Annotated in this window: 22 protein-coding genes and 5 tRNA genes; 8 read left to right on the top strand and 19 right to left on the bottom strand. The window is 36.0% G+C overall.

Annotation, left to right across the window (positions count from 1 at the left end):
- Together FN817_RS08310 and FN817_RS08305 are read right to left on the bottom strand one after the other, a co-directional pair.
- Nucleotides 1–1416 carry an aminotransferase-like domain-containing protein gene (locus tag FN817_RS08310; protein ID WP_142717519.1) on the bottom strand — a complete coding sequence of 472 codons (1416 nt, stop codon included), beginning with the start codon at nucleotides 1414–1416 and terminating at the stop codon, nucleotides 1–3.
- A 41-nt stretch (nucleotides 1417–1457) separates the two neighbouring features.
- Nucleotides 1458–1826: a hypothetical protein gene (locus FN817_RS08305; protein WP_142717518.1), complete on the bottom strand. Its 369-nt coding sequence runs from the start codon at nucleotides 1824–1826 to the stop codon at nucleotides 1458–1460.
- Between the two features lie 26 nt (nucleotides 1827–1852).
- Here FN817_RS08305 and FN817_RS23455 point away from each other — a divergent pair, with 26 nt between their 5' ends.
- On the top strand, nucleotides 1853–1975 hold the full coding sequence (locus FN817_RS23455; protein WP_262712099.1) for a hypothetical protein: 123 nt from the start codon (nucleotides 1853–1855) through the stop codon (nucleotides 1973–1975).
- Between the two features lie 195 nt (nucleotides 1976–2170).
- Nucleotides 2171–2791: a helix-turn-helix domain-containing protein gene (locus FN817_RS08300; RefSeq protein ID WP_142717517.1), complete on the top strand. Its 621-nt coding sequence runs from the start codon at nucleotides 2171–2173 to the stop codon at nucleotides 2789–2791.
- 72 nt (nucleotides 2792–2863) lie between these two features.
- On the opposite strand, the gene FN817_RS08295 is transcribed toward FN817_RS08300, so the two are convergent.
- The 6 genes from FN817_RS08295 to FN817_RS08270 all read right to left on the bottom strand — a co-directional run bounded on the left by FN817_RS08295 (nucleotide 2864) and on the right by FN817_RS08270 (nucleotide 4396).
- A complete protein-coding gene (locus tag FN817_RS08295; protein ID WP_142717516.1) occupies nucleotides 2864–3568 on the bottom strand; it encodes a hypothetical protein in 705 nt (234 codons plus the stop codon).
- Nucleotides 3569–3782: 214 nt separating this feature from the next.
- Nucleotides 3783–3866, bottom strand: a tRNA-Leu gene (locus FN817_RS08290).
- A gap of 76 nt (nucleotides 3867–3942) precedes the next feature.
- A tRNA-Leu gene (locus FN817_RS08285) sits at nucleotides 3943–4024 on the bottom strand.
- 120 nt (nucleotides 4025–4144) lie between these two features.
- Nucleotides 4145–4228: transfer RNA gene (locus FN817_RS08280), tRNA-Leu, on the bottom strand.
- A 6-nt stretch (nucleotides 4229–4234) separates the two neighbouring features.
- Nucleotides 4235–4310 (bottom strand) — tRNA-Gly (locus FN817_RS08275).
- Nucleotides 4311–4314: 4 nt separating this feature from the next.
- Nucleotides 4315–4396 (bottom strand) — tRNA-Leu (locus FN817_RS08270).
- 179 nt (nucleotides 4397–4575) lie between these two features.
- On the opposite strand from FN817_RS08270, the gene FN817_RS08265 reads away from it, so the two are divergent.
- The 4 genes from FN817_RS08265 to FN817_RS08250 are packed head-to-tail and all read left to right on the top strand — an operon-like array spanning nucleotide 4576 to nucleotide 7446.
- Nucleotides 4576–4953, top strand: a complete 378-nt coding sequence (locus FN817_RS08265) for a DUF3127 domain-containing protein (RefSeq protein WP_047380715.1) — start codon at nucleotides 4576–4578, stop codon at nucleotides 4951–4953.
- Between the two features lie 60 nt (nucleotides 4954–5013).
- Entirely contained in the window at nucleotides 5014–5667 is a 654-nt protein-coding gene (gene aat, locus FN817_RS08260; RefSeq protein WP_142717515.1) for a leucyl/phenylalanyl-tRNA--protein transferase, read from the top strand.
- Nucleotides 5654–6532 carry a DMT family transporter gene (locus FN817_RS08255; RefSeq protein WP_142717514.1) on the top strand — a complete coding sequence of 293 codons (879 nt, stop codon included), beginning with the start codon at nucleotides 5654–5656 and terminating at the stop codon, nucleotides 6530–6532. Before aat ends, FN817_RS08255 begins: the two co-directional genes overlap by 14 nt.
- 47 nt (nucleotides 6533–6579) lie before the next feature.
- Entirely contained in the window at nucleotides 6580–7446 is an 867-nt protein-coding gene (locus FN817_RS08250; protein WP_142717513.1) for a hypothetical protein, read from the top strand.
- Between the two features lie 46 nt (nucleotides 7447–7492).
- Here FN817_RS08250 and FN817_RS08245 read toward each other — a convergent pair whose 3' ends face one another.
- The 8 genes from FN817_RS08245 to FN817_RS08210 all read right to left on the bottom strand — a co-directional run bounded on the left by FN817_RS08245 (nucleotide 7493) and on the right by FN817_RS08210 (nucleotide 17533).
- Entirely contained in the window at nucleotides 7493–8875 is a 1383-nt protein-coding gene (locus FN817_RS08245; protein ID WP_142717512.1) for a tetratricopeptide repeat protein, read from the bottom strand.
- 207 nt (nucleotides 8876–9082) lie between these two features.
- Nucleotides 9083–10054: a quinone oxidoreductase family protein gene (locus FN817_RS08240; protein ID WP_142717511.1), complete on the bottom strand. Its 972-nt coding sequence runs from the start codon at nucleotides 10052–10054 to the stop codon at nucleotides 9083–9085.
- 496 nt (nucleotides 10055–10550) lie between these two features.
- On the bottom strand, nucleotides 10551–11132 hold the full coding sequence (locus FN817_RS08235; RefSeq protein WP_142717510.1) for a Crp/Fnr family transcriptional regulator: 582 nt from the start codon (nucleotides 11130–11132) through the stop codon (nucleotides 10551–10553).
- 46 nt (nucleotides 11133–11178) lie between these two features.
- Nucleotides 11179–12561 (bottom strand): phosphoglucosamine mutase, encoded by a 1383-nt coding sequence (gene glmM / locus FN817_RS08230; protein ID WP_142717509.1) that lies wholly within the window; start codon nucleotides 12559–12561, stop codon nucleotides 11179–11181.
- A gap of 68 nt (nucleotides 12562–12629) precedes the next feature.
- Nucleotides 12630–13646 (bottom strand): DUF4421 family protein, encoded by a 1017-nt coding sequence (locus FN817_RS08225; protein WP_142717508.1) that lies wholly within the window; start codon nucleotides 13644–13646, stop codon nucleotides 12630–12632.
- Between the two features lie 217 nt (nucleotides 13647–13863).
- On the bottom strand, nucleotides 13864–15897 hold the full coding sequence (feoB, locus tag FN817_RS08220; RefSeq protein ID WP_142717507.1) for a ferrous iron transport protein B: 2034 nt from the start codon (nucleotides 15895–15897) through the stop codon (nucleotides 13864–13866).
- Complete coding sequence (locus FN817_RS08215; protein WP_047421995.1) at nucleotides 15897–16151, bottom strand: FeoA family protein; 255 nt, start codon at nucleotides 16149–16151, stop codon at nucleotides 15897–15899. Before FN817_RS08215 ends, feoB begins: the two co-directional genes overlap by 1 nt.
- Nucleotides 16152–16633: 482 nt before the next feature.
- Complete coding sequence (locus FN817_RS08210) at nucleotides 16634–17533, bottom strand: GLPGLI family protein (protein ID WP_142717506.1); 900 nt, start codon at nucleotides 17531–17533, stop codon at nucleotides 16634–16636.
- Nucleotides 17534–17680: 147 nt separating this feature from the next.
- Between FN817_RS08210 and FN817_RS08205 the strand changes: the two genes are divergently transcribed.
- Complete coding sequence (locus tag FN817_RS08205) at nucleotides 17681–18178, top strand: DinB family protein (RefSeq protein ID WP_047421998.1); 498 nt, start codon at nucleotides 17681–17683, stop codon at nucleotides 18176–18178.
- A 56-nt stretch (nucleotides 18179–18234) separates the two neighbouring features.
- Here the strand turns inward: FN817_RS08205 and FN817_RS08200 are convergent, their stop codons facing one another.
- On the bottom strand, nucleotides 18235–20937 hold the full coding sequence (locus FN817_RS08200; protein ID WP_142717505.1) for a Plug and carboxypeptidase regulatory-like domain-containing protein: 2703 nt from the start codon (nucleotides 20935–20937) through the stop codon (nucleotides 18235–18237).
- A gap of 564 nt (nucleotides 20938–21501) precedes the next feature.
- Between FN817_RS08200 and FN817_RS08195 the strand changes: the two genes are divergently transcribed.
- Complete coding sequence (locus FN817_RS08195) at nucleotides 21502–22383, top strand: cupin-like domain-containing protein (protein WP_142717504.1); 882 nt, start codon at nucleotides 21502–21504, stop codon at nucleotides 22381–22383.
- A 50-nt stretch (nucleotides 22384–22433) separates the two neighbouring features.
- Here the strand turns inward: FN817_RS08195 and FN817_RS08190 are convergent, their stop codons facing one another.
- Both FN817_RS08190 and FN817_RS08185 read right to left on the bottom strand, forming a co-directional pair.
- Nucleotides 22434–23222, bottom strand: a complete 789-nt coding sequence (locus tag FN817_RS08190; protein WP_142717503.1) for a T9SS-dependent choice-of-anchor J family protein — start codon at nucleotides 23220–23222, stop codon at nucleotides 22434–22436.
- 100 nt (nucleotides 23223–23322) lie between these two features.
- On the bottom strand, nucleotides 23323–25047 hold the full coding sequence (locus FN817_RS08185; protein WP_142717502.1) for a M14 family metallopeptidase: 1725 nt from the start codon (nucleotides 25045–25047) through the stop codon (nucleotides 23323–23325).
- Nucleotides 25048–25071: the final 24 nt, after the last annotated feature.

Raw genomic sequence — 25071 nt, 5'->3', positions numbered from 1 at the left:
TTAAATTCTGTTTTTTATCATTTTTCCCAGTTTTTCCAGATCACTTTCCACCCTGTCTGTCCATTCCAGTGCATAGTTCAAACGCATGCAGTTCTGATACTGATTATATTGTGAAAACATTCTTCCGGGTGCAAAGTTTATTTTCTGTTCAAACGCCACATCATAAAGATCTTCCGTACAGATTCTCTTGTCCAGTTCCAACCAGAGCATAAAACCGCCTTTTGGTTCTGAAATTTTGGTATTGTCCGGAAAATACTCAATCACGGATTTCTGAATCTGAAGATAATTGGCGTAGAGTTTTTTCCTGAACATTCTCAGATGATGATCATACCGCCCGTGGGCAAGAAAATCAGCAATAACATCTGAAAATAAAGACGGTCCGGAAACAGTCTGAACAATTTTCTGCCGGATAATTTTTTCTTTAAATTTTCCCGGAGCCACCCATCCTACTCTAAAACCCGGAGCCAGTGTTTTCGAAACTGAGCCGGTCCACATTACGATTCCCGCTTCATCATAAAATTTACAGGGCTTAGGCCTTCCCGCTCCGAAGTAGATATTTCCATAAACATCATCTTCAACAAGAGGAACATTATATTCCGTAAGCATTTTTACCAGCTCTTTTTTGTTTTCATCGGGCATCTGAAACCCTAACGGATTATTATAATTGACCACAAAACAACACGCAGAAAGCTTTGGGAGCACCTTTTTTAAGGCATCCAGATCTACTCCTGTAATGGGATGTGTAGGAATTTCAACAGCTTTCAATCCTAATAAATGAATGGCCTGAAGAATTCCGAAATAAACAGGACTCTCTACTGCTACCGAATCTCCCGGCTTTGTAACAGCCATTAAACAGTTGTAAACCGCATTCATTGCTCCGGAGGTTATTACCAGATCATCTTCTGTGATTTTGCCTTCCATTACTATAGACCATTTGGCAATTTCCCGCCGTAGTATTTCACTTCCCTGTACAGGTTCATAGTTTGTTCCGCTGTCTCCTTTCCTCTTAATCACATCAATCATGCATTTTTTCATTTTGGCTACCGGAAGAAGGCTTTTACCCGGAACTCCCAATCCAAACTGTGTGATATCTGTTCCTCCAATCACTCCAAATACTTTATCAATAAGATCCTGTGGTGTATTCTTTTTTTCTGAACCTTTCATCTGAGCAACAGAAGGCAGCGCCAGCTTTCGCTGGAAGGTTTGGCTGACATAATATCCATACTTGGGGCGGGATTCTACAAGGGAGCGACTTTCAAGTTCCATATAAGCCTGTTTTATAGTATTCAGGCTTACATTGTATAATTTCTGGGCACTTCTCAGTGAAGGCAGCCTGTCTCCAAACTGCAGGGTTTCACTTTTGATCTGCTCTGTGACAGAGTTGGCTATTTTAAGGTACAGAACATCTTTCGGCATTGCATTGCGGTTTTAAGTAAATGTACAATTTTATCATGGCTTTATTCAAGATTCAGCCAGCTGATCATTCTGCTGATACTGCTTTTCAGTTGTTCCGGATCTTTGAAATTAGGGGTGTCATTATTTTTAAAATATCTTTCAGTATTGGAGAAGAAGTTTCTCTTTTCAGCTTCTGACATTTTGTTTTTATCATATATTTTAAAAGAGATTTCATTCTTTTCATTCACAATAAGACTTGCAAATGCAATGGTCTCATTTTTCTTTTTCGCCAACATAAAAGGAAGTCCGAAATTGGAATCTACTTTCTTTGCTTCCTTCATTTGCAGGAAAATCTTTTTCAGTTCCGGCATGTCCGAAATATAAGCTTCGGCATACTGAATCTGTACCTGACGTTGATTTATCTTTTCCATAAGTACTCTTCTTGCTTAACAAAATTATGGAGTCTTTAAGTTGGGATACAGATACAGAAGTATACAATATTGTGGGTACAGATCATGTTGCAACAACTGGAATTTGTAATAACGAAAGGAAATGGTTCCACGACCAGAGCAGAAATTGATATAATAAAGGACCTCCTCTTTATCCTTTTCTATCCTTAAAAAGATTGGACTGTTGCTATTTATTGCGCATTCCGGAATATTGTGATCTCAGATAGCCTTAATGATTTTTCGTTTCACAGTATAATTTAAAATGCAAATATTTTTATCACTCGTTTATACCGCATTCACTATATTTGCAAAAAATTTTAGACAACATGAGCTTCTTTGGAAGTAATATTAAGAAAATAAGGCAAGTGAAGGGATTAAGCCAAAAGGCTTTTGCAGACTTATTTGATTTAAACAGAGGGGTGATAAGCTCTTATGAGGAAGGACGTGCAGAACCCAAAATCGAAACCATACTGAAAGTTGCCAATCATTTCAACCTTAATCTTGATAAATTTCTGACAGAAACTCTACAGGCAGATGAATTGGAAAGTGTTTCGAATACGGACCAGCTTATGCTTTTCCCGGAATTTTCTATCCAGAATGATCAGGAAATACAAGTAATAGCACAAAGTAATAGTCCTAATGCATTAATTTTGCAAAAAATATTAGCATCCGTTGATTTGATCTATGAATTTACTACAGAAAAGCCTCTATTACCGCAATATCAATACGGAGATATTCTATTTCTGAATAAAGCTGATCTAATAACAGATTCTATTGATAATCTATTAATTCACATCAATGGAACCCTTCAATATGCAACTGATAATCAATTAACAAACAAACAAAATCAGGAATACTATAAGGTCGTAGGATATGTTTCTACTACTGAAAAGAATATATTTGAAAGCATCTTTGAAAGACTGGAAAAGCTAGAAAATAAAGGATAGCCTGTCAATCAGAGAAGAAATAAAAATCCCTATGCAGCTGACTGCGTAGGGATTTTTATGAGCTATCATATTTTACTTAAAGTCGTTTTCTTCAATACCCTTATTATAATACAATTCCACAAGGTTGGCTTCCTGATTTCCACTTTCAGAAACAAAAGTAGATTTAGTGGCATTCCAAAGATCACCGAACTTTTTGTAATCACTTTGTAAAACCGTTGAAAACGTATTCTTTTCTCCATTTTCAACAGTTTCTTCTTTACTTAGAAAGAATGATTTCACATCGTAATACAGATAAGTCACCTTTCCTGTTATATAGGTGGCTTTTATTTTGTAATATACCTTATCAGGATTATCATCGATAAGTTCAATTTTGTACAGTTTAGGATCTATGTAGGCTAATTCATTGATGATATATTTTCTGTCAGCCTTATCTTTGAATTCAGCAGGATCAGCCAGTTTTCTCTCACCATTAACCAATTCATATCCCGTTTTTCCGTCATACCAGGATCTGTATACGATCCTTCCCTGATATTCAATTTCAAAACTTCCTTTGTTAGGCACCATTTCTTTTGTGATCCAGTTTACCTTACGGCCGTCCATTACCGTTTCTGATTTGGAATAAAGTGTTTTTATACTGCTTAAAAGCTTTTTCCCTCCTTCGGCCTGAATGGCTTTTTCAATAATTTCCCTGGCTTTTTTCTCGTTGGTTGTCTGTGAGAATAATTGATGAGAAGCAGTTATCATCGTAACAGCGAAAACGGTATTCAATAATTTCATGGTTGTTTTTATTTCTGAAACAAATGTACCAAAAGCAGCCTCAATTTTTTAATTATTTAAAAATTATTTGTGATCAAAACCTATCTTCGCCTTGGCATTAACAAATATTTAAAGCTGAAAACAACCGTTAAAGATATCTTATAATATATAAAATATGACAGAGTGATTATTAGACATAAAAAATCCCTCCGTAATCAGATTACAGAGGGACTTGTACCCCAGACGGGACTTGAACCCGTACGTCCTTGCGGACACAGGATTTTAAGTCCTGCGTGTCTACCAGTTCCACCACCAGGGCATGGTGTGGGCAAAAAAAAAGATCCGAACCAGAGGTTCCAACCTTCTTAATGATTCTAAAAAATATTTTAGAACAGTGCGGATGAAGGGACTCGAACCCCCACGCCTCACGGCACCAGATCCTAAGTCTGGCGTGGCTACCAATTACACCACATCCGCTGGTTTGCTGATCTGAATTTACAGATTCAGGCTATATTTCTTACAAATATAAAAATTTTATTTAAAGAACACTCTCTATTAAAACAAAAAACCCTCCGTAAGATATTACAGAGGGTCTTGTACCCCAGACGGGACTTGAACCCGTACGTCCTTGCGGACACAGGATTTTAAGTCCTGCGTGTCTACCAGTTCCACCACCAGGGCATGGTGTGGAGCGAAAAACGGGATTCGAACCCGCGACCCCAACCTTGGCAAGGTTGTGCTCTACCAGCTGAGCTATTTTCGCATAGTGCGGATGAAGGGACTCGAACCCCCACGCCTCACGGCACCAGATCCTAAGTCTGGCGTGGCTACCAATTACACCACATCCGCTGGTTTTTTTATATTGTAAGTTTTAAAGAGCTTGCTTCGTTTTTGTGAGTGCAAATATAGGGCAATTTCCTTTACTACCAAACTTTTCAAGAAAAAAAATTAAAATTTCTACATTTTTTTTTCACGGCACCTTTTATTACATTTCATTTTCTTACTTTTACATCGTTAATATTTACGATATGGAATTACAAGGAACGGTAAAGAAACTTTTTGATGCTCAAACATTTGCGAGCGGGTTTCAAAAAAGAGAAATGGTTATTTTAACTCAAGAACAGTATCCACAGCCGATAAACATAGAATTTTTGTCTGATAAAATCAGTTTATTAGATAACCTTAAAGAAGGAGAAAACGTAAAAGTAGGAATCAACATCAGAGGTAGAGAATGGGTTTCTCCTCAAGGTGAAACTAAATACTTCAACTCTATTACAGGGTGGAGAGTAGAGAAAGTTTCTGAAAATGCTTCAGAACCTACTCAGGCAATGTCTCAACAATCTGCAACTCCAGTTTCAAACGAAAATCCGTTTGCCGGAGATGATGATGATGATTTACCTTTTTAATTAAAGAATATAAGATCAAATATAAATCCTGCTTTTTGAAGTGGGATTTTTTTTCTAAGCATGGTTCAATTAGACGAAAACGAGATTTCATTTCCTGACCCTGAGCTGTATGACGGTCATGAAGGAGTGATTGCTTTTGGAGGTGACCTGTCTGTAGAGCGCATTTGGTTTGCTTATCAGCTGGGAATCTTCCCCTGGTACAACCCCGGAGAAGAAATTCTATGGTGGTGTCCGGATCCGAGATTTGTTCTTGTTCCGGAAGAATTAAAAGTCTCAAAATCAATGAGAAAGATATTAAATAAAAATGTTTTTACTTTTTCAGAGAATAAAAACTTCAGGGAAGTAATCAGGAATTGTCAAAAGGCGAACCGAAAAGGCCAGTCCGGAACATGGCTTTCTGATGAGCTGATGAATACTTTTATCCAGCTTAATGAATATGGCCTGGCCAAAAGTATTGAAGTGTGGCAGGATGAAGAGCTTGTGGGTGGTTTTTACGGGCTTCAGATTGGAAACGTTTTTTGTGGAGAAAGCATGTTTGCTAAAGTGAGCAATGCTTCCAAAGCAGGATTCATCCATTTTGTAGAAAGTAATAAAAATACTATTGAATTAATTGACTGTCAATCTCATACAGAGCATCTCGAAAGCTTGGGTGCTAAAATGATTCCTAAAAAAGAATTTCTAAAAATCTTACACGAAAATAATGAACGCGGATAAAGAAAAATGGGTTCTTCTGATTATCCTGAGTATTATCTGGGGATCATCCTTTATTTTAATCAAAAAATCTCTGGAGCATTTTAATCCTTTTCAGGTAGGATCTTTAAGAGTTCTGATTGCCGGGATTATTTTACTTCCGGTTGCTATTTCCAATTATAAGCTTTTCCCTAAAAAACATCTGAAATGGTTGATTCTGGCAGCTTTTACCGGAAATTTTATCCCTATGTTCCTTTTCCCTATAGCGGAAACCGAAGTGAGCAGCAGTATTGCTGGAATCATCAACTCTATGATGCCTATTTTTGTAATTATTGTAGGAGCATTGGTATGGAAGTTTGAAACAACCAAGAAACAGATCATAGGGACATTGATAAGCTTTACCGGAGTTTGTATTCTTGCATTCGGAGGGGGTGACAGCGGAGAATTGAAAATGATTCCGATTTTACTGCTGCTATTGGCTACTTTGTGTTATGCTATGAGTACAACAACTGTCAAATCAAAGCTTATGGAAGTTTCTTCCACTATTTTATCTGCCTTTGTTTTTTCATTTGTTTTATTGTTTCCTTCCATTATTGCATTAACCAGCACTGGATTCTTCTCGGAGTTCACCTTTTCCAAAGACAATCTGCTCGGCCTTATGTTTGTAAGTCTTTTATCTGTCTTCGGAACGGGTCTGGCGATGACAATGAATTATCGTTTGCTGAAAGTTTCTTCTCCCCTTTTTGCCTCCACGGTTACCTTAATAATGCCAATTGTTGCTATTATCTGGGGAATTTTAGATGGTGAAAAGCTGACTTATTTACAATTTATTGGGGCCGGAATCATCATTGGAGGGCTTATATTTTTAAGAACAAATCCAAAAAAATAAAATCATATTATAAATTAAATTATATTTGACTGATTTAACTTATAACTATGAAAAAAATTCTACTTTATGGCTCAATAGCCTTATTAACACTTTCGTGTTCTTCTTCGCGTGATGATGCTCCTTTTGACAACAGTGATCCTTCCACTCAAAACGTAATTCTTCCTACAAAAATGACTATGGACGGTATTGTAATGAAAATCAATTACAACGGAACCAAAATCATCAGCATGATTAACAACATTAATCATGGGCAGAGAATTGAATTCACTTACACAGACGACTACATTACCGGGATTAAACATTACGAAAACAACGTTCTTGAAAGTACGGTTGAATACGGATATTCTAATGGCCGTATGGCTTCTGCCATTACCAAAGAATATTCTCTTACCGGTACAGTACAAAACACGGTTACATTTACTTATACTTACACAAGTACTACAGAAATTAACGTAAAAAAACAAACGAATTCCGGGGCTGCAGGATCTTCTGTGATAAACAGTGTTTTTACATACAGCAATGGAAATATGGTAAGCAACGTAGGCTCAGGAACGGGAACCGTGAATGGAAACACTGTCAACTATACTGAAACGGAAACTTACACTTATACGGATAAAAACTATCCTTTTAAGAATGTAAAAGGCTTTGATAAAATTATATTTAATGGAAATGAAAGCGATGGGGTAAGCATGCTGTTTTCAAATATAAAGAACAGCTTAAGCACTTATAAAGGACAGTTTACCAGTACCACAACAGGCGGCGGAACCGCAACCGGAACAACTTCTCATAAATATACCACTACTTTTAATACCGCAGGTTATCCGTCTGTAGAAGACAGGCAATCTCTTGACACCAATGGGAACCCCAATACAAGTACTCCTGATAAATTCATCTATGAGTACAATTATCAATAAAAAAACCTGCAGAAGTGCAGGTTTTCATATTATTTTTTAGATTAATCTAGTTCTTTTTCCTCACTTTGGTAGCTTTAACCTTTTTCACTTCATCTTTAATGAAAGGATATTTTTTCTGCATATCCTTAACTAAAGACGGATCAAGATCTAACGCTTTCTGAAGTGATTCTGTTCCTTTATCCTGATCTTTCAAATTGAAAAAACAGTTACTCAACTGATAAAACAGCTCAGCTCTGTGATGCTTTTTTATAGCACTGTTCAAAACAGTTACTGCATCTTCGTACTCTCCTACCAACATCAAAACTTCTGAGTAGGCATACCAGTTGTAAAACCTTGTAGGCTCTGCATCCACCAGCTTTTTAAGACAGGAAAGGCTTTCTTCAAACTTCCCTGAGTCGATGAAAAGAAACGCTAGCCTTTTTTGGTAGTCAAGGTTATTTTCATTCAGCTGGGTAGCTTCTTTGGCATAATGCAATGCTTCAGACATTCCGCCCATTTCTTCGTAAAGATAAGACTGCTCCATCATTGCAAGATAAAACTGAGGGTCTTCTCTCAATGATTTCTGGAATGCATTTAAAGCTAAAATAGGCTGTTTTAATGCCTTATTGCACAGTCCGATCTTATAAAAAGTAAATGCTTTGGTGTATTCCAGCTCCAGCATTTCCTCATAAGTTTCGATAGCTTTCTGGTATTGTCCCATAGCTTCATAACAGGCTGATTTATTGGCATATACTCCTACAGAGTTTGAGTTGATTGCCAACAAATAATCATAGCCTCTTATGGCTTCATCATAATTTTTTCTGTTGAAATAGAATTGTCCGTATTCAAACCAGGCGGTTTCAGAATAAGGGAATTCATCTAAATATTCATTAAGAAAGGCTATAGCCTCCTCGCTCTTATTCAGGTCACTGAAGCACACCATACAGTTTTCCAGCGAATATTCATCCGTAGGATCTTCTTTCAGTGCTTTTCTGTAATGTTTAAGTGCGTTAAAAGGATCTCCGAGATTCACATATTCATCCGCAATAAAGTTGTGGAGAAAGTTTTCTTCTTCCTCTAATGTCAAAGCTTTTTTACAAATTTCAATGGATTTTCTGGGATTTCCTAAGCTCGAATAATATTTGGCGTAACAAACCAAAAAGTCTGTGTTCTCCATAGAAGCACCTTTCAGCTCATTGATAAGTTCTTTCGCCATATTATAGTCTTCCCACTCCAAAAGGATCTCAAGTCTTTTGATCTTGATATCCAATGAATTGGGATGAAGCTTAAGTCCATAATTAACCGCCATATCAGCGTAATTAAAATCACCAAGCTCCAAATAATAAACAATAATGTCTTCCAACTCTTCTGTATCAAAGTAGAATTCGTCATTGTTTTCCATCATTTCCTCGAACTTTTTTACAAGTTCATTTCCAAAATACTCTTCCAATAGTGTCCTCTTTGTCGGCCTGATGTCTGAATTTGCTTACAAACCTCGGCAAACGGTTAGTTAATAATACATCTGAAACTGATATTCAAATATTTATGCAAAGTTGCAACTTTTTTTTGAATTTTCCAGTTCATAAATTTCTATTATAAAAATAGTAAAAAAAGAAAACCGATAAAAGGATTGTGGATAAAAAAATGGAAATTGGGGTTAAATTCTTATGACCAGACGTTTTCCGCTTTGTATCTCAGCATTCCACACGGTTTCGATATTTTTAATATCAACGTCTTCTGTATCCATTTTAATTTTTCCTTCTACGGCTGCCTGGTACATTTCCGGAATGATTTCCGTGAAAAGTCGTGCAGATTCTTCTTTCGTCCAGCTGCCCAATCCTGATCCTGAAATCTGAATATCAGTTCCTCTGAGAATCTGTGAAGACAGCTGAATGGTATCACCGCTCATTCCTCCTATTGTTACCAGTTTTGTTTTGTGGGAAAACGTGCCGTCTCCTTTGAAAGCTGACAATATCATTTCTACGGAATGGCCCCAGATATAATCCAAAACAACATCTATAGGAGTTTGCTGGTGAATTTCTTTTATTTTTTTTTTAAAGTCATGATCCTCTTGTTTGAGAGAAACCACCTCATCAGCTCCCAGTTCACGCAAAGCCTGCAAGGATTCTTCATTTCTCCCGGTAACGATGACTTTTCGGGCGCCGTATAATTTGGCTATCTGAACGGCTATTCTTCCCGTAATTCCTGTTGCTCCATTGATCAATACTACATTTCCAGGCTGTAATCCCGCCTTGAATTTTAAAGCCATTGCTGATCCCATAACCGCGTTGGGTAATGCTGCTGCGATAGAAAAATCCAGTTCTTCGGGAATTGAGACAATCATTTTTTTATCAGCCACCGCTTTTTCAGCTACGGTTCCTTTCTTACTGAAAAAATAGACTTTATTTCCATTCTCCAGATATCCTGTTCCATCAGTCCCTATAATTGTAGGCTGATGTTCCTTATTTTCTGTTGAATAATGATTTCCCCCTGCCCTGGCTTTGTCAAGATTTTTAATAGACGCTGCTTTTACAGATACTAAAATTTCATTTTCCTGTATTGTTTCCGGTTCCGGGAAATCTGCATATTGAGGAATACTTCCTTTTTCAAATACTACTGCTGCTTTCATTCTTTTAATTTTTATACAAAATTATTGAGGATGAATGCTGTGGAACGATAACATTTGTTATGAGATTTGGGTTTTGGGAAAGAAAGTTTATAACCCTGATAATAGAATTAAAAACGCAGAGGACGCTAGGATAGCATAATATTGCTATTATTTGTTCGCAAGGGCATTTCGTTCAGCAAACAACAACAATCAACCTCCCTGAGTGAAACGCCTTTGCGATCGTATTCAACAATATATATTAATCTTTGCGAACATCGCGTTAAAAAAGAATATATGACATTTAGAGATTGAAACGCAGAGGACGCTAGGAAAACATAATATTGCTATTATTTGTTCGCAAGGGCACTTCGTTCAGCAAACAACAATCAACCTCGCTGAGTGAAACGCCTTTGCGAACATTTTCAACAATACATATTATTCTTTGCGAACGTTGCGTTTAAGATGAGTCAGATTTTATACAGTTTCTTTTTTAAACTTCTGTCTTCCATCTTCCACCCTATTCCAGCCTCTCCTTTAATATTTTGCTTTTGATCCTGCTGAGATGCACCGTTGTAATTCCCAGATAGGAAGCAATATAATGCTGGGGAACTCTTTTAATAATTTCCGGTTTGGTTTTGGTCAGATTAATATACCGCTGCCGGGGGGTATCTTTAATAAAGGAAAAGAAATGTTTCATATAATCGAACACCCTTTCAAAAAGAGCATCCATAAACAGGTTTCTGAGCTCAGGGTTTTCATAGACGTCGTCCAGGAAGGCCTCTACATCGGGTTTATTAATTTTGTATAAGACGCAGGGTTCTATGGTTTCGAATGACACCATACTCGGCAAGCCTTTTTTGAAACTTTCAAGGGAAGAAAACATTGTATTTTCAAGAAAAAACTGGAAAGTGACATCTTTTCCGTCATTATTATACCAGGCTCTTACCATTCCTTTTTCAATATAATAGGCATTGCAGGAAACCTCATCTTCTTTTAGAAGCAGAGTTTTGGCAGGAACTTCCATACGTTCGAAGCTTCCCAGAAATTTTCTCCATTTTTCTTTAGGGAAAGGAAACCTGTTTTTAATATGCTCAAACATACCTGATATAAAAAAGAACGGAACAAATGTCCGTTCTTATTATGTTTTAGATTAAACTTTTAATTTTAGCAATGATATCATCACCTAACTGATCTGCTTCTTCCTGAGACTGAGCTTCTGTATAAATTCTGATAATCGGTTCTGTATTAGATTTTCTAAGGTGAACCCAGTTGTTTTCAAAGTCTATTTTAACGCCGTCTACAGTAGAAACGTCTTCATTCTGATATTCCTGCTCCATTTTGCTTAAGATAGCGTCTACATCAATTTCCGGAGTCAGTTCTATTTTCTTTTTACCCATAAAATAGCTTGGATATCTTGCTCTTAGCTCAGAAACGGTTTTGTTTTCTTTGGCCAAATGAGTCAAAAATAAAGCTACTCCTACTAAAGAGTCTCTTCCGTAATGTAAATCAGGATAGATAATTCCTCCGTTTCCTTCTCCTCCAATGACTGCATTTTTCTCTTTCATCAAAGTAACAACGTTTACTTCTCCCACGGCACTGGCAAAATATTCTGAGTCATGCGAACGCGCCACATCTCTCAAAGCACGGCTGGAAGAAAGATTGGAAATAGCCGCTCCTTTTTTGTGTTTCAATAAGTAATCAGCAACTGCAACCAATGTATACTCTTCACCAAACATTTCACCTTTTTCATCAATCAGGGCTAATCTGTCTACATCCGGATCTACCACAATTCCTACGTCTGCATTTTCTTTTTTCATCAATTCGCAGATGTCTCCCAAATGTTCTTTCAAAGGTTCAGGATTGTGCGGGAAGTGACCTGTAGGTTCACAGTATAATTTGATGGTTTCACAACCTAATTTGTCCAAAAGCATAGGAATAGCAATACCTCCTGTAGAGTTTACCGCATCCAGGGCTACTTTAAAGTTTTTAGCTTTGATTGCTTCCACATCTACCATTGGTAAATCCAGGATCTGCTGGATATGGATATCGAAAGCATCGTCTCTTGTTTCATATTTTCCAAGATCATCCACTTCCGCATAGTTGAAGTCTTCACTCTCTGCCAAGGCCAGTACTTCAGCTCCGTTTTCCCCGGTGATGAATTCTCCTTTTTCGTTTAATAACTTAAGTGCATTCCACTGTTTTGGGTTGTGGGAAGCGGTAAGGATGATTCCTCCGTCAGCATTAAGTTCAGGAACCATTATTTCTACTGTAGGTGTGGTAGAAAGTCCAAGGTCTATCACATTAATTCCCAATCCCTGCAATGTAGCAGTTACCAAAGAGGAAACCATCTGACCAGAAATTCTGGCATCTCTTCCGATGACAAGGGTAAGATCTTTTTTATTTTTATTATTCTGAAGCCAGGTTCCGAATGCGGAAGCGAATTTTACTACATCCAGCGGTGTTAAGTTATCATTTACTTTACCGCCAATGGTTCCGCGAATTCCGGAAATAGATTTTATTAATGACATGATGTTTTTACTTTTATTTTGTTCTTTCTAAATTTTCCAACGCAAAGATACTTAAAAGACCTTTCAACTTATAGAACGGGAATCTTTTTTTGGATTTTATCATAGGTATTTTTTACAACTTTCGGTGGTGCAAAACGATAGCCTATGTATAACAAACCATAAAGGTTATTATTTTCTATCGTCTGGTTATTTTTCTGATCGTAGGCATGTGTATTAAAATTCATTTTACCTCCAAATAAAAACCTGTCTGTATTATAACCAATATGAAGCCCTCCCTGTATTCTTATCGTTGCATACTGGGCATTTTCTTTGGATCCTCCGTTATCAAGATCTCTGTAACTTGAGAATTTTCCTCCTATTCCAGCAGCCAGATAAGGCGAAATATTGACCTTCCTGCCAATTACCCAATTATAAAAATATCCGATATTCCCTCCGATATTATATTGCGTCTCTTTGCTTTTTACACCATCAATTTTATTTCTGAAAACAGTAAGGTCATAATCCACAAAAGGAACCCAGCTTCCGCTGCTTTTATACTGCCATTCTCCCTGCGTGTAGATACTTCTTGCTGAAAAGTTTTTATTGAGAATATAAGAGGTAGATCCTCCAAAGGTTTGTACTCTTAAATCAGGAAACTGAATATAAGGATCTCTTCCTTCCTGCCATTCCGGAGATAGGTCTTTCATGTTTTCCACATAAAAACCACTTACATTTTTATAATAAACATTCTGGATAAATCTTCCGGGAAAAAACCTGAAACTAAAATCGGTATAAGAACTTTCTCCCTTCATTTCATCATCATTATTTCCGTCTAAAAATCTGGGAGCAAATGATACTGTCGCACTTATTATTCTATAATCAACTGAAAATGATGTTTTGGTTTTATTGTTGATTGACAGGTCCATTTTGAAGGCACTCTTTCCTTCTCCTGATGAAAAAACATAGTTCTCGATATTGGTATCAAGATTCACACGAATCATTACCTGGTCTGCATAGGACTTGGTATTTGTGGTATCGGATTGTGCTTTACCCTGAGCCCCGAATAAAGAAAATAAGACTAGATAACCTGTTTTTAAGAAATTCAAATTAATAATTTACATTAGAAAGATGAATTTACTACATTTTTTTCAATTGTCTGATGAACCTAATATTAAGAACAGCCACAATCTTTATCGCAGTTTGTTCTTTTGGAGCTGAATTTCTTAGGGGCAAAATTCTTTTTAAGTACTTTAAATAAAGAGTAGCAGGCGAATGCTACAATTAATAGGATAAGTACGTACTGAAAAATTAATGATGAGTCCATTACTTTAAAATCTGATATACTATCATCGACACAAAATATGCCAAACCTGTCATCATAACCACCTGAAAGCCGGTCCATTTCCAGCTTTTGGTTTCTCTGTAGACTACTGCAAGTGTAGAAACACACTGCATTGCAAATGCATAGAAAAGAAGAACCGAGATTCCGGTTGCAAAACTGAAGACTTTTTCTCCGTTTGGTTTCACATCTCTTCTCATTTTATCAATTACTTTTACTTCCGGAGCATCATCCTCCAGGCTGTAAAGTGTAGACATTGTTCCCACGAACACTTCTCTTGCCACGAAACTGGTAAGAATTCCCACTCCCATTTTCCAGTCGTAGCCCAGAGGAACGATAACAGGCTCTATTCCTTTACCCATTTTGGCAAGGTAAGAATGATCCAGATGAACGTCTGTAGCGACCAGTTCATTTGTTTTCTGGCTTGGTCCGAAATAGCTCAGGAACCAGATGATGACACTTACAATGAAAATGATTTTTCCTGCTCCAGTAATGAAATCCCATACTTTTCCTAAAACCATTTTAAAGTCATAGCCGAAAAGGGGTTTCTTATAGGCAGGAAGGTCCATTACCAGATATGTTTTCCCTTTACTTTTAATAAATCTTTTAAGGATTGCTGCTGAGAATAAAGCAACCAGGAACCCCAGAAGATACATGCCCATCAGAACCAGCGCCTTATATTTTATTCCTAAAAATGTTCCTTCTGAGATAATCAGTCCGATAATAATACTATACACCGGAAGTCTTGCAGAACAGGTCATAAATGGTGTTACCAATATCGTCAGCAATCTTTCTTTCACGTTTTCAATGTTTCTGGTAGAGATTACTGCGGGAATAGCACAGGCCGTTCCTGATACAAGAGGGACAATACTTTTTCCGTTAAGTCCGAAGGGGCGAAGCAATCTGTCCATCAGAAATACAACTCTTGCCATATATCCTGAGTCTTCCAGCAGATAAAGAAAATACAGCAGAATTCCAATCTGTGGTGCAAAAACAACAATTCCTCCAATACCGGGAACAATTCCGTTGGAAACAAGTGAATTAACGGGTCCTTCCGGAAGGTGTTCGCTTGTAAATGCTGCCAGCCACGAGAATGTCTCTTCAATCCAGTTCATCGGATATTCAGCCAGGAAGAAAACGCTTTGGAAAATAATCAGCAAAATGGCTAAAAAGACTACATAACCCCAGAATTTATGTACTAAAACTTTATCCAGTTTTTCGGTTAATAATTCTTTGAACTGAGCTTTTTTAGAAATTACATCTTCCAGTATTCTGTCTACATTCTGATATCTTCTTACTGTTTCCTGAACCTGTAATCTTTTTGGAACCAGGCTTTTTGTATCTGCCTCATTCAGCTGTTCCATTACGGAGCTTATTCTACCCAGGTCTGTACCCAGTGAAAGGCTCATCCAAGCTTTATATTCATTATCGAAACCTTTATGTGCTGCCAGTTTCTGAATAAAATCTCTATGCTCTTTCGGTGTTTCAAAAGAAACCTTATCTGTTTTTACAAATTCATTGTTATAAACAGCTTCTCTTACTTCCTCAATCCCAATCTGCTCTTTGGCATTGGTCTGGATGATTTTAATGCCTAATGCTTCGGAAAACTTTTGAATATCAATGGTGATCCCTCTTCTTTCCGCCTGATCAATCTGATTGACAATCAGAATCATTGGAATACCAAGGTCCTGAATCTGCTGAAACAGAAGCAGCCCTCTTTTTAAACTTAATGCTTCAAGAATATAAACAACTCCTGCATAGTTTTTCTGCTCGTCAATAAGATATTTGGAAAAAATAGCTTCATCCTCTGAACTCGGATATACACTGTAAGAACCCGGAAGGTCAATAACCTCAACATCCTGATCTTTATAGGTATAGTTCCCCGAATGGCTTGCAACGGTAACGCCGGCATAGTTTCCGGTCTTCTGCTTTTTGTTGCAAAGCGTATTGAAAACCGTTGACTTTCCTACATTAGGGTTTCCGACTAAAAGTATCTGTTTTTTCTTGTTTTCCTGCATTAATTCAATTCTTCAACAATGATGTAATCTCCTTCTTCCTCTCGAAGAGCAATCCGGCTTTTTTCTGCTCCAAATTCTACATACATGGGCCCATTGAACGGAGCCTGATACAAAATCCTGAAAGCGGTTTCCGGAAGAAGCCCCATTTCAATGATCTTATTGGGCATTTTAAGATGGTCATTATCATACCCCAATATCTTCCCCATTTTGTTTTTAGGGAATCCACTTAATTTATGTAATCCTTTCTCTTTCAAAGCCTAATTTTTAGTCCTGCAAATATACGCTATTTAAATTTAATCTAAATAACGTTTTGGCATAAAAGAAACCACCCCAAATACATTGCTGTATCTGGGGTGGGTCAAAATATAAATTAGTTGATATGAATGCTTATTTTTTTACTTACCTAGAATATGTCTCCAAGCAATACCCTATCTTTTGGTTCTTCAGCTTTTGCAAATGACATTGCAGATTTGTTAATAACAACATGAAAATGATTTTTTCATTATTAAAATATTTCAATTTGTTGTGAAACAAACATATAATGAAAAATAATAAAATCAAATTTTTGTTTATTAAATTTTAAAAACAAGTATATTTTCTAAAGTATCAGTTCAAAATAGAGCTTATTTTCAATAATTTTCTACAAAGCATAGAACATTTTCAACAAAAAGAAATCAACCCAAACACATTGCTGTATCTGGGTTGATTCAAAATATAATTTAGTTGATATGAATGCTTATTTTTTCTTCTTATCAGAAGTTTGTTCTTTTTCTATGGGGTTATCATTGGATCCGAAAAAATCTTTCACCTGTTTTTCCAATCTTTTCATGAAGTCTCCTACTGTTCCATCTGTTCCCGGCATAGGTCTGCTCATGTTCTCTGCCGTCATATAAGGTCTTGATTCTGCAAACGGATCTGCTTTATATCCTTCATAGGATTTCAAGAATTTATCTTTGGATGTAGGTGTTATTGTATTGCTCATCATTCCCATCTTAGCATTGATTTTATCTGCATATGATAATTCATCATAGTTTTCGATTTTCTTATTTCCGCTCAACTGCCATGAATAGTTTTTATCCGCGTCTTCAATCTTTACAATCAGACCAGGAAGTCCTTTAAATTTATACGGTCCATCCTGAAAAGGGATGTCTGAACTGAACCATGCCGTCCATTTTCTTCCTCCGAATTCTGTAGTTGCTTTCTGGGCATTGTATGCACCTACCTTTTCTTTATCAGGTAAAATACTCCACTGCAGTTTCGGTTCGTCTTCGTATGAGAACAGATTTCTGCTGATTCTGTCTACATACTGAACCTTCATGTCCGGATAGCTTTTAATAATTTTATAGGAGAATTTAGGCCATTTTATCAGTTTGGTCATATCCTTGAAAGACTTGGTTTTCTCCATTTCTTCTATCTTAATTTTAATGATAGAATCCTGAGCTGGCATTGTATAATCCTGATAGATAGATTTCTTTGGAGTAATATCAAGAATGGTAATAATCTTATCAAGTTTTGCCGAATCTTTCTTCGGTTTAAAAGTCAGTTCATAAAAGAAACGGTTAGCCGTTTCCTTTGATTCCTGAGCTCCTGCAAACGCAAAAAGAGCAATAAGAAATATGGAGAATAACTTTTTCATTGTAGCAAGTTTATATAATTAGTAATCACATATCTTCTTTTGTTACAGTTTTTTTGAATTTTATTTTTTAGGAAAAGATTTATGATTCTCTTAAAACAGTTTCATTTTTAAAACGCTTACCTTTAAGTTTCTAAAAAACAAAATATTATGGACACATTATCTCAATTAAAATCCGAACTGGAAGGAGAATTTAAAACCACAAAAAAGTTTATTGAATTGTTTCCTGAAGGGAAAAATGATTTTGCTCCCCATGAAAAAAGCATGAAAATGATGCCTCTTGCCACCCATCTCGTAGAAGTTTTTGAATGGCCGAACACTATTTTGAAAACTTCTGAACTGGATTTTGGTAAAGGCGATTACAAACCGACAGTTCTTTCTACAAAAGAAGATCTTATGAAAAAACTGGAGGATGATTATCAGTCAGCAAAAACTGCATTGGAAAACAGTACTGAAGATGACCTGAATCCCAGCTGGACTATTAAAAATGACGGCCATGAACTGGCAAGCTGGAGTAAGTATGGGGCGATCCGACATGCTTTAAATCAGATTACCCATCACAGAGCACAATTGGGTGTGTATTACAGACTGAACAACATTCCTTTGCCGGGAAGCTATGGGCCTTCGGCTGACCAGCAAAGCTTTTAATTTTAATATCATTATATCTCAACAAAAAAACCAATCCTGACGGATTGGTTTTCTTATTATTTAAAATTGAATTTTACAGTAAACATGACTTGGCTAGGACGGAGCTGAATTCTTGTGTAAGAAATACTTTGTGCATTGATATCATACGTTTCAAAAACTTTTTTGTTCGCGATATTCATCCATTTTAATTCGAAATCTATCTTCTTCTTTGCCCAGGTGAACTGATAAGACAAATCATAGAATCCATTATTATATTTCTGAGTTCCGGCACTACTGTTTACCTGATCCCAATTGAATCCGATGGTATGATTTTCCAATGGATAGAAAAATACACCTAAGTTATGATTAAATCCATTTCTTGAGTTTATATTATTCAATTCAGGTGTTGCACTTGTATTGGTTTGTTTTGTTCTTGAAATAGTAAAATTATAATCAACACTCATCCAACTGAAATAAGTATTATTGAATTTAAATCCTACTGATTGAGAATTATTTTTGCTTTCATAAGATTTATCATTCTGATAAGCATCTGATGTTGAAGTATTGTTACTATAGCTTACTGAAGCATTTGTTTTAAATTTTGGGAAATACTTTCCTACTTCTCCACTAAATCCATTATTTTTTGTGTGATTATCCTGTTCCAGATATTTCACTGTTGTATATCCTGCTTCATTTCTTATCGGAGAAGAAATAAGGTTTCTTTTAACATCAGATAATCTGTAATTAAGATTAAAGAACAAGTTGTTTAAGGGGTTTCTATATTCTATTCGTGTTCCTCCAGATTTTGTATTGTTTTGAGGAATTGGGTTAGAAGCATCCATTGCATTAATCCCATTAGGTGAAGTCATTAAAAATCCTGAATATGCCGTGTTTACTTCCCCAAAATTATTACTGATATTTCCTGTTAATGAAGCTTTCCAGAATGAAGCAAATGAATATTGAGCAAAAATATTAGGTTCAAAAGTTAGCTTATTTACTGATTTTGAAACAAGTCTTAATGGATCTTCGGCTTTAATATTGTTTGAGTTCACTGGAAGATTGGCATAGATCATCCATGATTCACTTTTATAATTTACTCCTAAGCTTCCATATGGAGTTGCCGTAGTGTATTTCAAATCATTATTATAAGCTTCATTTGGTCTTGGAAAACTACTATTCTGAAGATTTGAAAGGTCTGTTGTCAAATCTGTAGTTTTAAAATTAAATCCTACTTCTGGAGTAAAAGTCCATCCTTTAGCTGAAAAACCTAAATTGGCAGAATGATTAGCTTCAAAAGTTTTAAGTCTCATATTTTGTCTTACAATATCTGTTGCCACTGTTGTATTGAAGCCAGGGATCTGCAAATAAGAAGCGGGTGAAACCTCCAATGTCTGTCTATCTGTCTGATAATTAATATAAGACTGAACATTCACCATTTTTTCTTTCCATGGTATAATGGTACTCAAAGAGTTCTGAAATGAAGTAGTGGGAGATTCTATAGCCTCCTCCCCATGTCGGCTGTTGTTTCCATCTGTTCTATCTACAATACCACGATCTGCATTCCAATATTGAGAGAAGCTTGTGGTATTTTTAAAGAATCCTTTCTTTGCATTTTTAGTGAAAATCAATTCCCCTTTTGCTTTATCAGTATAAAAATTATTGAAAATATTCTGAGTAACTCTTGAAGCGGGCTGATTAGATGTTGCAAAATAATCAGTTTGGCTATAAGATTCTCTATCTACAGCATTATTGGTATAGTTTGCGTTAGCTTTAAGTTCCCATTCTTTTTTCTTATCAATATTGGTAAGGTAGTTGGCTGATAAATAATGGACATTATTCATCAGATATCTTTTCACCGGAAGATTAGGTGTGCTTGCATTTTCTACATTCAGCCAGTCATTTTGAGAGGCATTGATTCTTTTTCCTTCAAATCTATTTCCAAATGCCAGAATATTTCCCTCATTTTCCACCTGCTCGCCCATGTTATTGGTTTTGTAATTGACTACCCATTGGCTTTTCTGCCCAAAGAACATAGGGGTCAGTTTTACATTCCAAAGCCAGGAATCTCCGAAACCGGTTCCTACTTCTCCTCTACCTGTCATGGTTACGGAGTTTTTCAGTTTAATATTGATGGCTGCCTGATCTGAAGGAACTTTATCCTGCAGGATTTTTACCGGTTGGTGATTTTCCAGTACTTCTACTTTCTGTACAGCATCTTTGGGAAGGGAATTATTAATTGTTCCATAACCGCCTTCCATCAGGTCTTTCCCGTTGACATAGAATTTATTAATAGCATTTCCCTGATATAGAATTGTTCCATCATTGTTTACTTCAATTCCGGGAATTTTTTTCATAACATCAGCAAGAGTTCTATCATTTTTGGAATTGAACGCTTTAAGGTCATATGAAATGGTATCGCCTCTGGCTGTAATCATTTTTGTTTTCAGCTGGACTTCTTTAATTTCTGTAGCTTCAGACTGCATTTTAAAATTCAACGTCTGATCGCTGTTACTGATTTGCTTTGTGAGAGGTTTCTGATTGAATGCTTTTACTTTTAGATCCACATTGGCCTCACCAGAAGTGAAGGTCACCTTGTATTCCCCTTTAGAATTGGTAATTCCATAAGCCAAAATAGCATCTTTACCTGGTTCTTCTACAGTAACACTGGCACTTGGTATTGCTACCCCGTCATCATCAGTAATCTTTCCCGAAACGGTCTTCTGTGCAAAAGTGAGCACCGTAAAGAAAAGCATCAGAAATAAGGAAATATTTTTTTTCATACTTATTATTTGCTCAATTAGTTAATCATTGTAGTTTTTTGTTACACTTTTATAAAGATGGCTTTTATATCTAAAAGTTAAATCTTTTATCACTACAAACATAGTTATAATTTTGTTTTTTACAACTATCAAAAAACTAATTGTAGTTTCTTTTAAATTATTAACTATAATTAACAAAAATAATCCTTGATTTCTTTGTATTTAAATAAAAACATTATAGATAAATTATATTAAAAATTACTTTTATTTATTTCATAATTTCTTTTTTAAAATTTACGATTTTATGATTTGTTAAAAAAAACAATACATTAAATAAATATTCTATATTAAGCAATAATAAAATTGTTATTCAAACCTTGCCCTATTTTAGATCATTGATGTAATATAAGGTCAGATCGACTCTATTTTGGCAATAAAAAAGAACAATTTAATCAATTAACTAAAAAAATAATATTTTTAACTATTCCAAATAGTAAAATCTGATTTGAATCATAGATTAAAAAAAAATTAAACAGGAGGATCGTTAACATTTATTTAATAATTTTGTCACATAAATTTACTAAAATGGGAATTATTTTAAAGCCTATAGATGTTGTAGATGAAATTTCCAAAGAGGAATTCTACGAAAAATATCTGAAGCCAAGAAGGCCCGTTGTCATCAAAAATATGGCAAAAAAGTGGCCTGCTTACCAAAAATGGACGATGGAATACATGAAGGAGGTAGTAGGAGATGTAGAGGTTCCTTTATATGACAGCTCAAAAGCAGATCCTTCAGCTCCCATCAATTCTTCTGCTGCAAAAATGAAATTCGGAGATTATATAGATCTCATTCAGCGGGAACCTACTGATCTCAGAATATTCCTTTTTGACCCTATAAAATTCGCACCAAAACTTTTGGAAGATTATATTTCGCCCAAAGAACTCATGGGAGGGTTTCTTGATAAATATCCCAATATGTTCTTCGGTGGAAAAGGATCTGAAACATTCCTTCATTTTGATATTGATATGGCGCATATTTTCCATACTCATTTCAACGGAAGAAAACATATTCTTCTTTTCGATTATAAATGGAGAGAAAGACTTTATCAGATTCCTTACGCAACCTATGCATTAGAAGACTATGATATTGAAAATCCAGACTTCACAAAGTTTCCGGCGCTGGATGGTGTAGAAGGAATTGAATGTTACCTTGAGCACGGAGATACTTTATTTATGCCTACGGGATGGTGGCACTGGATGAAATATCTGGATGGAAGCTTCTCTATTTCTTTAAGAGCCTGGGACAAATCATGGGCAGTAAAAGCTCATTCTTTATGGAATCTTACTGTACAGCGTAAATTTGACGATGTTATGAAGTCACAGTTTAAGAGTAAATACATGGACTGGAAAGAAAAGCTTGCCATTGAAAGGGCAGAAATTGCTTTAAAAAGAGGTTTACCAAGATAAATAAAAAGACGTTTCAGATGAAACGTCTTTTTTATTCTATTATAAAAATGTTATTTCTTAATAATTTTATAGCCTTTTTCAGTCTCTCTATCTTTGACCTTTACTATATAATTTCCTGCAGCCAGTTCACTTACGTTTACCGTTCCGTTTTCTGAGCTCATCATTTCTTTCTTCACCAGTTTTCCATTAAAATCATAGATATTGATTTCAGATATCTTCGTTTTATTTTTGATGGATAAGATATCTTTTACCGGATTTGGATAGATAGAGGCCCGGCTGCTATCCGCTTTTACATCAGAAACCGATAGACTGTTTGCTGAAATCTGAAAATCATCTATTCCGATAAACCAGATATCGTCTGTAGTGGAATGAAAAGCAATGTAAATGGTTTGTCCAACATAAGGGGTCAGATCATACGTATACTGATTCCATGAAGTAGGAGGCTTTACTGCAGCAGCAAGCGTATTGGTAAGCCCTGCAACGGTAGGAGTTGTTGTTGATATTTTTACATCCACCGTCTCTGCAAGCCCGGCTCCCCTGTTTCTTGCCCAGAAAGTAAGCTTATCTGATACTCCTGCAGTCACTACTATAGCAGGACTAACGACATAATCATCATGGGCAGTACTGCCATATTCCAATCCAAGAAAATGCGTTCCTGAATGAGGCGCATTGAATGAAGAATCATAGGAAGTCCAGGTTTCCCAGGTTCCGGGATCTCCTCCATTAATTACCGTCCAATCGGCAGGCATTGTTGCCGAATCAAAACTTTGAGAATATTGTGCCAGCAGACCTATTGGTACAAAGCACAGCAATGTTACGAATTGATAAATTTGTTTCATAGTGTTTTGTTTTGAATACTAATTTAATAAAAAAACTAACATACTGATTAACAAATCACTATAAAAAAATAAAATAACCTGACTTTTTATGAGGAATTCCCTACAATACCCTATAAACAGGATATTGTCTGAAAGTCTTTTCTTCAAAGTATGGAGAATGTCTGTACACCCAATCTAATTGTGCATCTCCATCTTCAGAGAGTTTTTTATCAGATGCTTTTGCTGCTTCAAAGGCTTCTTTCAGTTTTTGGTCTTTTTTCAGCAGTTCAGCAGCCGTATCTTCAAAAATATAGGCAGAATAGTATTCTTTCTGGGCTAAAATTCCATCAAAGAAATTCCAGTTAAAAAAAGAGTCTAATGCCTCAGGTTCAAGGGTTTCTATAACATATTTCACCCCAGGCTGATTGGTAGAAACCAGATAGTCTCCGGCTGAAAACATTATATTCTTTTTTGAAGCGTCCACTGTGGTTTCAAAATGCAGATAATGACCTTCATAAGGATTTTTAACGGTCTTAAAATCTTTAATTTTATAAGATTCAACCGTTAAAGTACTGTCTTTCTGAATGGGTTTCATCTGAATATTATTTCTTCTGAATTCTTCTATCACACGGTACTGCGATTGCGGAATAACATAATATTTCGGAATGGAAATATATCCTGTTGGTACAGCGGTAGTAAAGAGTTTTATATTCTTTGTAAAGGGTTTGTTTCTGTCATAATACAGCCTTGGTTTTCCGGAAATTTCACTGGGTTTGTATTTTCCTTCGTAGCCTTTAAAATCCATAGTAGAGAACTTTGTGGAGTCTATTTTCCAACGGATGCCATATTGTTTACCCGCCTGATATTGTTTTAAGTTTTCAATGCGGAGCTGTTTTATAGTACGATACTCTTTATCTAAATTCTGAAGGTTGACCAGCATATATTTGTAAGTAGCATCTACTCTTTTATCATAAGGCTTCAGCATATGGGTTTCAGGAACGGTTCCTAAGGAATTGAATAGTGATGTATAGCCTGTGGAGTATCTCGGAGAGTCTTCAAATGAAGCAAAGCCTACTTCTGGAACATCACCATGAATATTTACATAAGGTGTACTTTCATAGCCCAGTTTCTTCATATCTCCAAGATTTTTGGCCTGATAATCATTATAGAAATAAGTCCCCAGAGTATTTCCAAGACGTTCTTTAAAAGTAGAAATATAGGTGAATGTGTATTGATAATCAGCGCCGTTGCTGACATGGTTATCAATAAAAACATCTGGTTTTAACCATTGGTATATCTCCTGAAAGCTTCTGGCATTTTTTGAATCGGTCTTAATGAAATCTCTGTTCAGGTCATAATTCCTTGTATTTCCTCTGAAACCATACTGCTCAGGTCCGTTTTGATTGGCTCTGGAGTAAGAACCTCTGTTCAGCATTCCACTCACATTATAAGCGGAAATAGCAGCGATGATAAAATTTTGTGGAGTTTTAATCTTTTTTGTGGCAAGATCTCTCATCAGCATCATGGTAGCATCTATTCCGTCCGGTTCTCCCGGGTGAATCCCATTGTTGACAAAGAGAATTGCTTTATCTTTTCTTAATTTTTCAAGGTCTTTTTCAGGAAAAGGGTTATAAACCACTACATAAATAGGCTTTCCATTATCATCTTCCCCCTTTTTAAGATACTGAATGGTATTAAAATTCTTAGCCAGATCCTGGTAATAACTATTCATTTCATCATAGGTAACGGTCTGGTTACCATTTCCTTTTTCAAAAGGGGTCTGAAATGATTTTTGAGCAAAAAACAAGGTAGAACTCAGGATGAATAAAAGATATTTCAGTTTCATTGAAGTGATATTTTCAGGCTTTAA

It is taken from the genome of Chryseobacterium rhizoplanae (assembly GCF_900182655.1).
In the GTDB taxonomy this organism is placed as follows: domain Bacteria; phylum Bacteroidota; class Bacteroidia; order Flavobacteriales; family Weeksellaceae; genus Chryseobacterium; species Chryseobacterium rhizoplanae.
Note: the sequence above shows the minus strand (reverse complement) of the source record. Positions and strands in the feature narration are given on the sequence as shown.

What these genes read in the sequence shown, in the direction of transcription:
- glmM (WP_142717509.1), bottom strand. Translation starts at nt 12,561, where the DNA reads ATGTCATTAATAAAATCTATTTCCGGAATTCGCGGAACCATTGGCGGT.
- FN817_RS08190 (WP_142717503.1), bottom strand. Translation starts at nt 23,222, where the DNA reads ATGAAACAAATTTATCAATTCGTAACATTGCTGTGCTTTGTACCAATA.
- FN817_RS08235 (WP_142717510.1), bottom strand. Translation starts at nt 11,132, where the DNA reads ATGTTTGAGCATATTAAAAACAGGTTTCCTTTCCCTAAAGAAAAATGG.
- aat (WP_142717515.1), top strand. Translation starts at nt 5,014, where the DNA reads ATGGTTCAATTAGACGAAAACGAGATTTCATTTCCTGACCCTGAGCTG.
- FN817_RS08195 (WP_142717504.1), top strand. Translation starts at nt 21,502, where the DNA reads ATGGGAATTATTTTAAAGCCTATAGATGTTGTAGATGAAATTTCCAAA.
- FN817_RS08200 (WP_142717505.1), bottom strand. Translation starts at nt 20,937, where the DNA reads ATGAAAAAAAATATTTCCTTATTTCTGATGCTTTTCTTTACGGTGCTC.
- feoB (WP_142717507.1), bottom strand. Translation starts at nt 15,897, where the DNA reads ATGCAGGAAAACAAGAAAAAACAGATACTTTTAGTCGGAAACCCTAAT.
- FN817_RS08265 (WP_047380715.1), top strand. Translation starts at nt 4,576, where the DNA reads ATGGAATTACAAGGAACGGTAAAGAAACTTTTTGATGCTCAAACATTT.
- FN817_RS23455 (WP_262712099.1), top strand. Translation starts at nt 1,853, where the DNA reads ATGGAGTCTTTAAGTTGGGATACAGATACAGAAGTATACAATATTGTG.
- FN817_RS08185 (WP_142717502.1), bottom strand. Translation starts at nt 25,047, where the DNA reads ATGAAACTGAAATATCTTTTATTCATCCTGAGTTCTACCTTGTTTTTT.
- FN817_RS08255 (WP_142717514.1), top strand. Translation starts at nt 5,654, where the DNA reads ATGAACGCGGATAAAGAAAAATGGGTTCTTCTGATTATCCTGAGTATT.
- FN817_RS08305 (WP_142717518.1), bottom strand. Translation starts at nt 1,826, where the DNA reads ATGGAAAAGATAAATCAACGTCAGGTACAGATTCAGTATGCCGAAGCT.
- FN817_RS08240 (WP_142717511.1), bottom strand. Translation starts at nt 10,054, where the DNA reads ATGAAAGCAGCAGTAGTATTTGAAAAAGGAAGTATTCCTCAATATGCA.
- FN817_RS08295 (WP_142717516.1), bottom strand. Translation starts at nt 3,568, where the DNA reads ATGAAATTATTGAATACCGTTTTCGCTGTTACGATGATAACTGCTTCT.
- FN817_RS08210 (WP_142717506.1), bottom strand. Translation starts at nt 17,533, where the DNA reads ATGAAAAAGTTATTCTCCATATTTCTTATTGCTCTTTTTGCGTTTGCA.
- FN817_RS08250 (WP_142717513.1), top strand. Translation starts at nt 6,580, where the DNA reads ATGAAAAAAATTCTACTTTATGGCTCAATAGCCTTATTAACACTTTCG.
- FN817_RS08310 (WP_142717519.1), bottom strand. Translation starts at nt 1,416, where the DNA reads ATGCCGAAAGATGTTCTGTACCTTAAAATAGCCAACTCTGTCACAGAG.
- FN817_RS08300 (WP_142717517.1), top strand. Translation starts at nt 2,171, where the DNA reads ATGAGCTTCTTTGGAAGTAATATTAAGAAAATAAGGCAAGTGAAGGGA.
- FN817_RS08205 (WP_047421998.1), top strand. Translation starts at nt 17,681, where the DNA reads ATGGACACATTATCTCAATTAAAATCCGAACTGGAAGGAGAATTTAAA.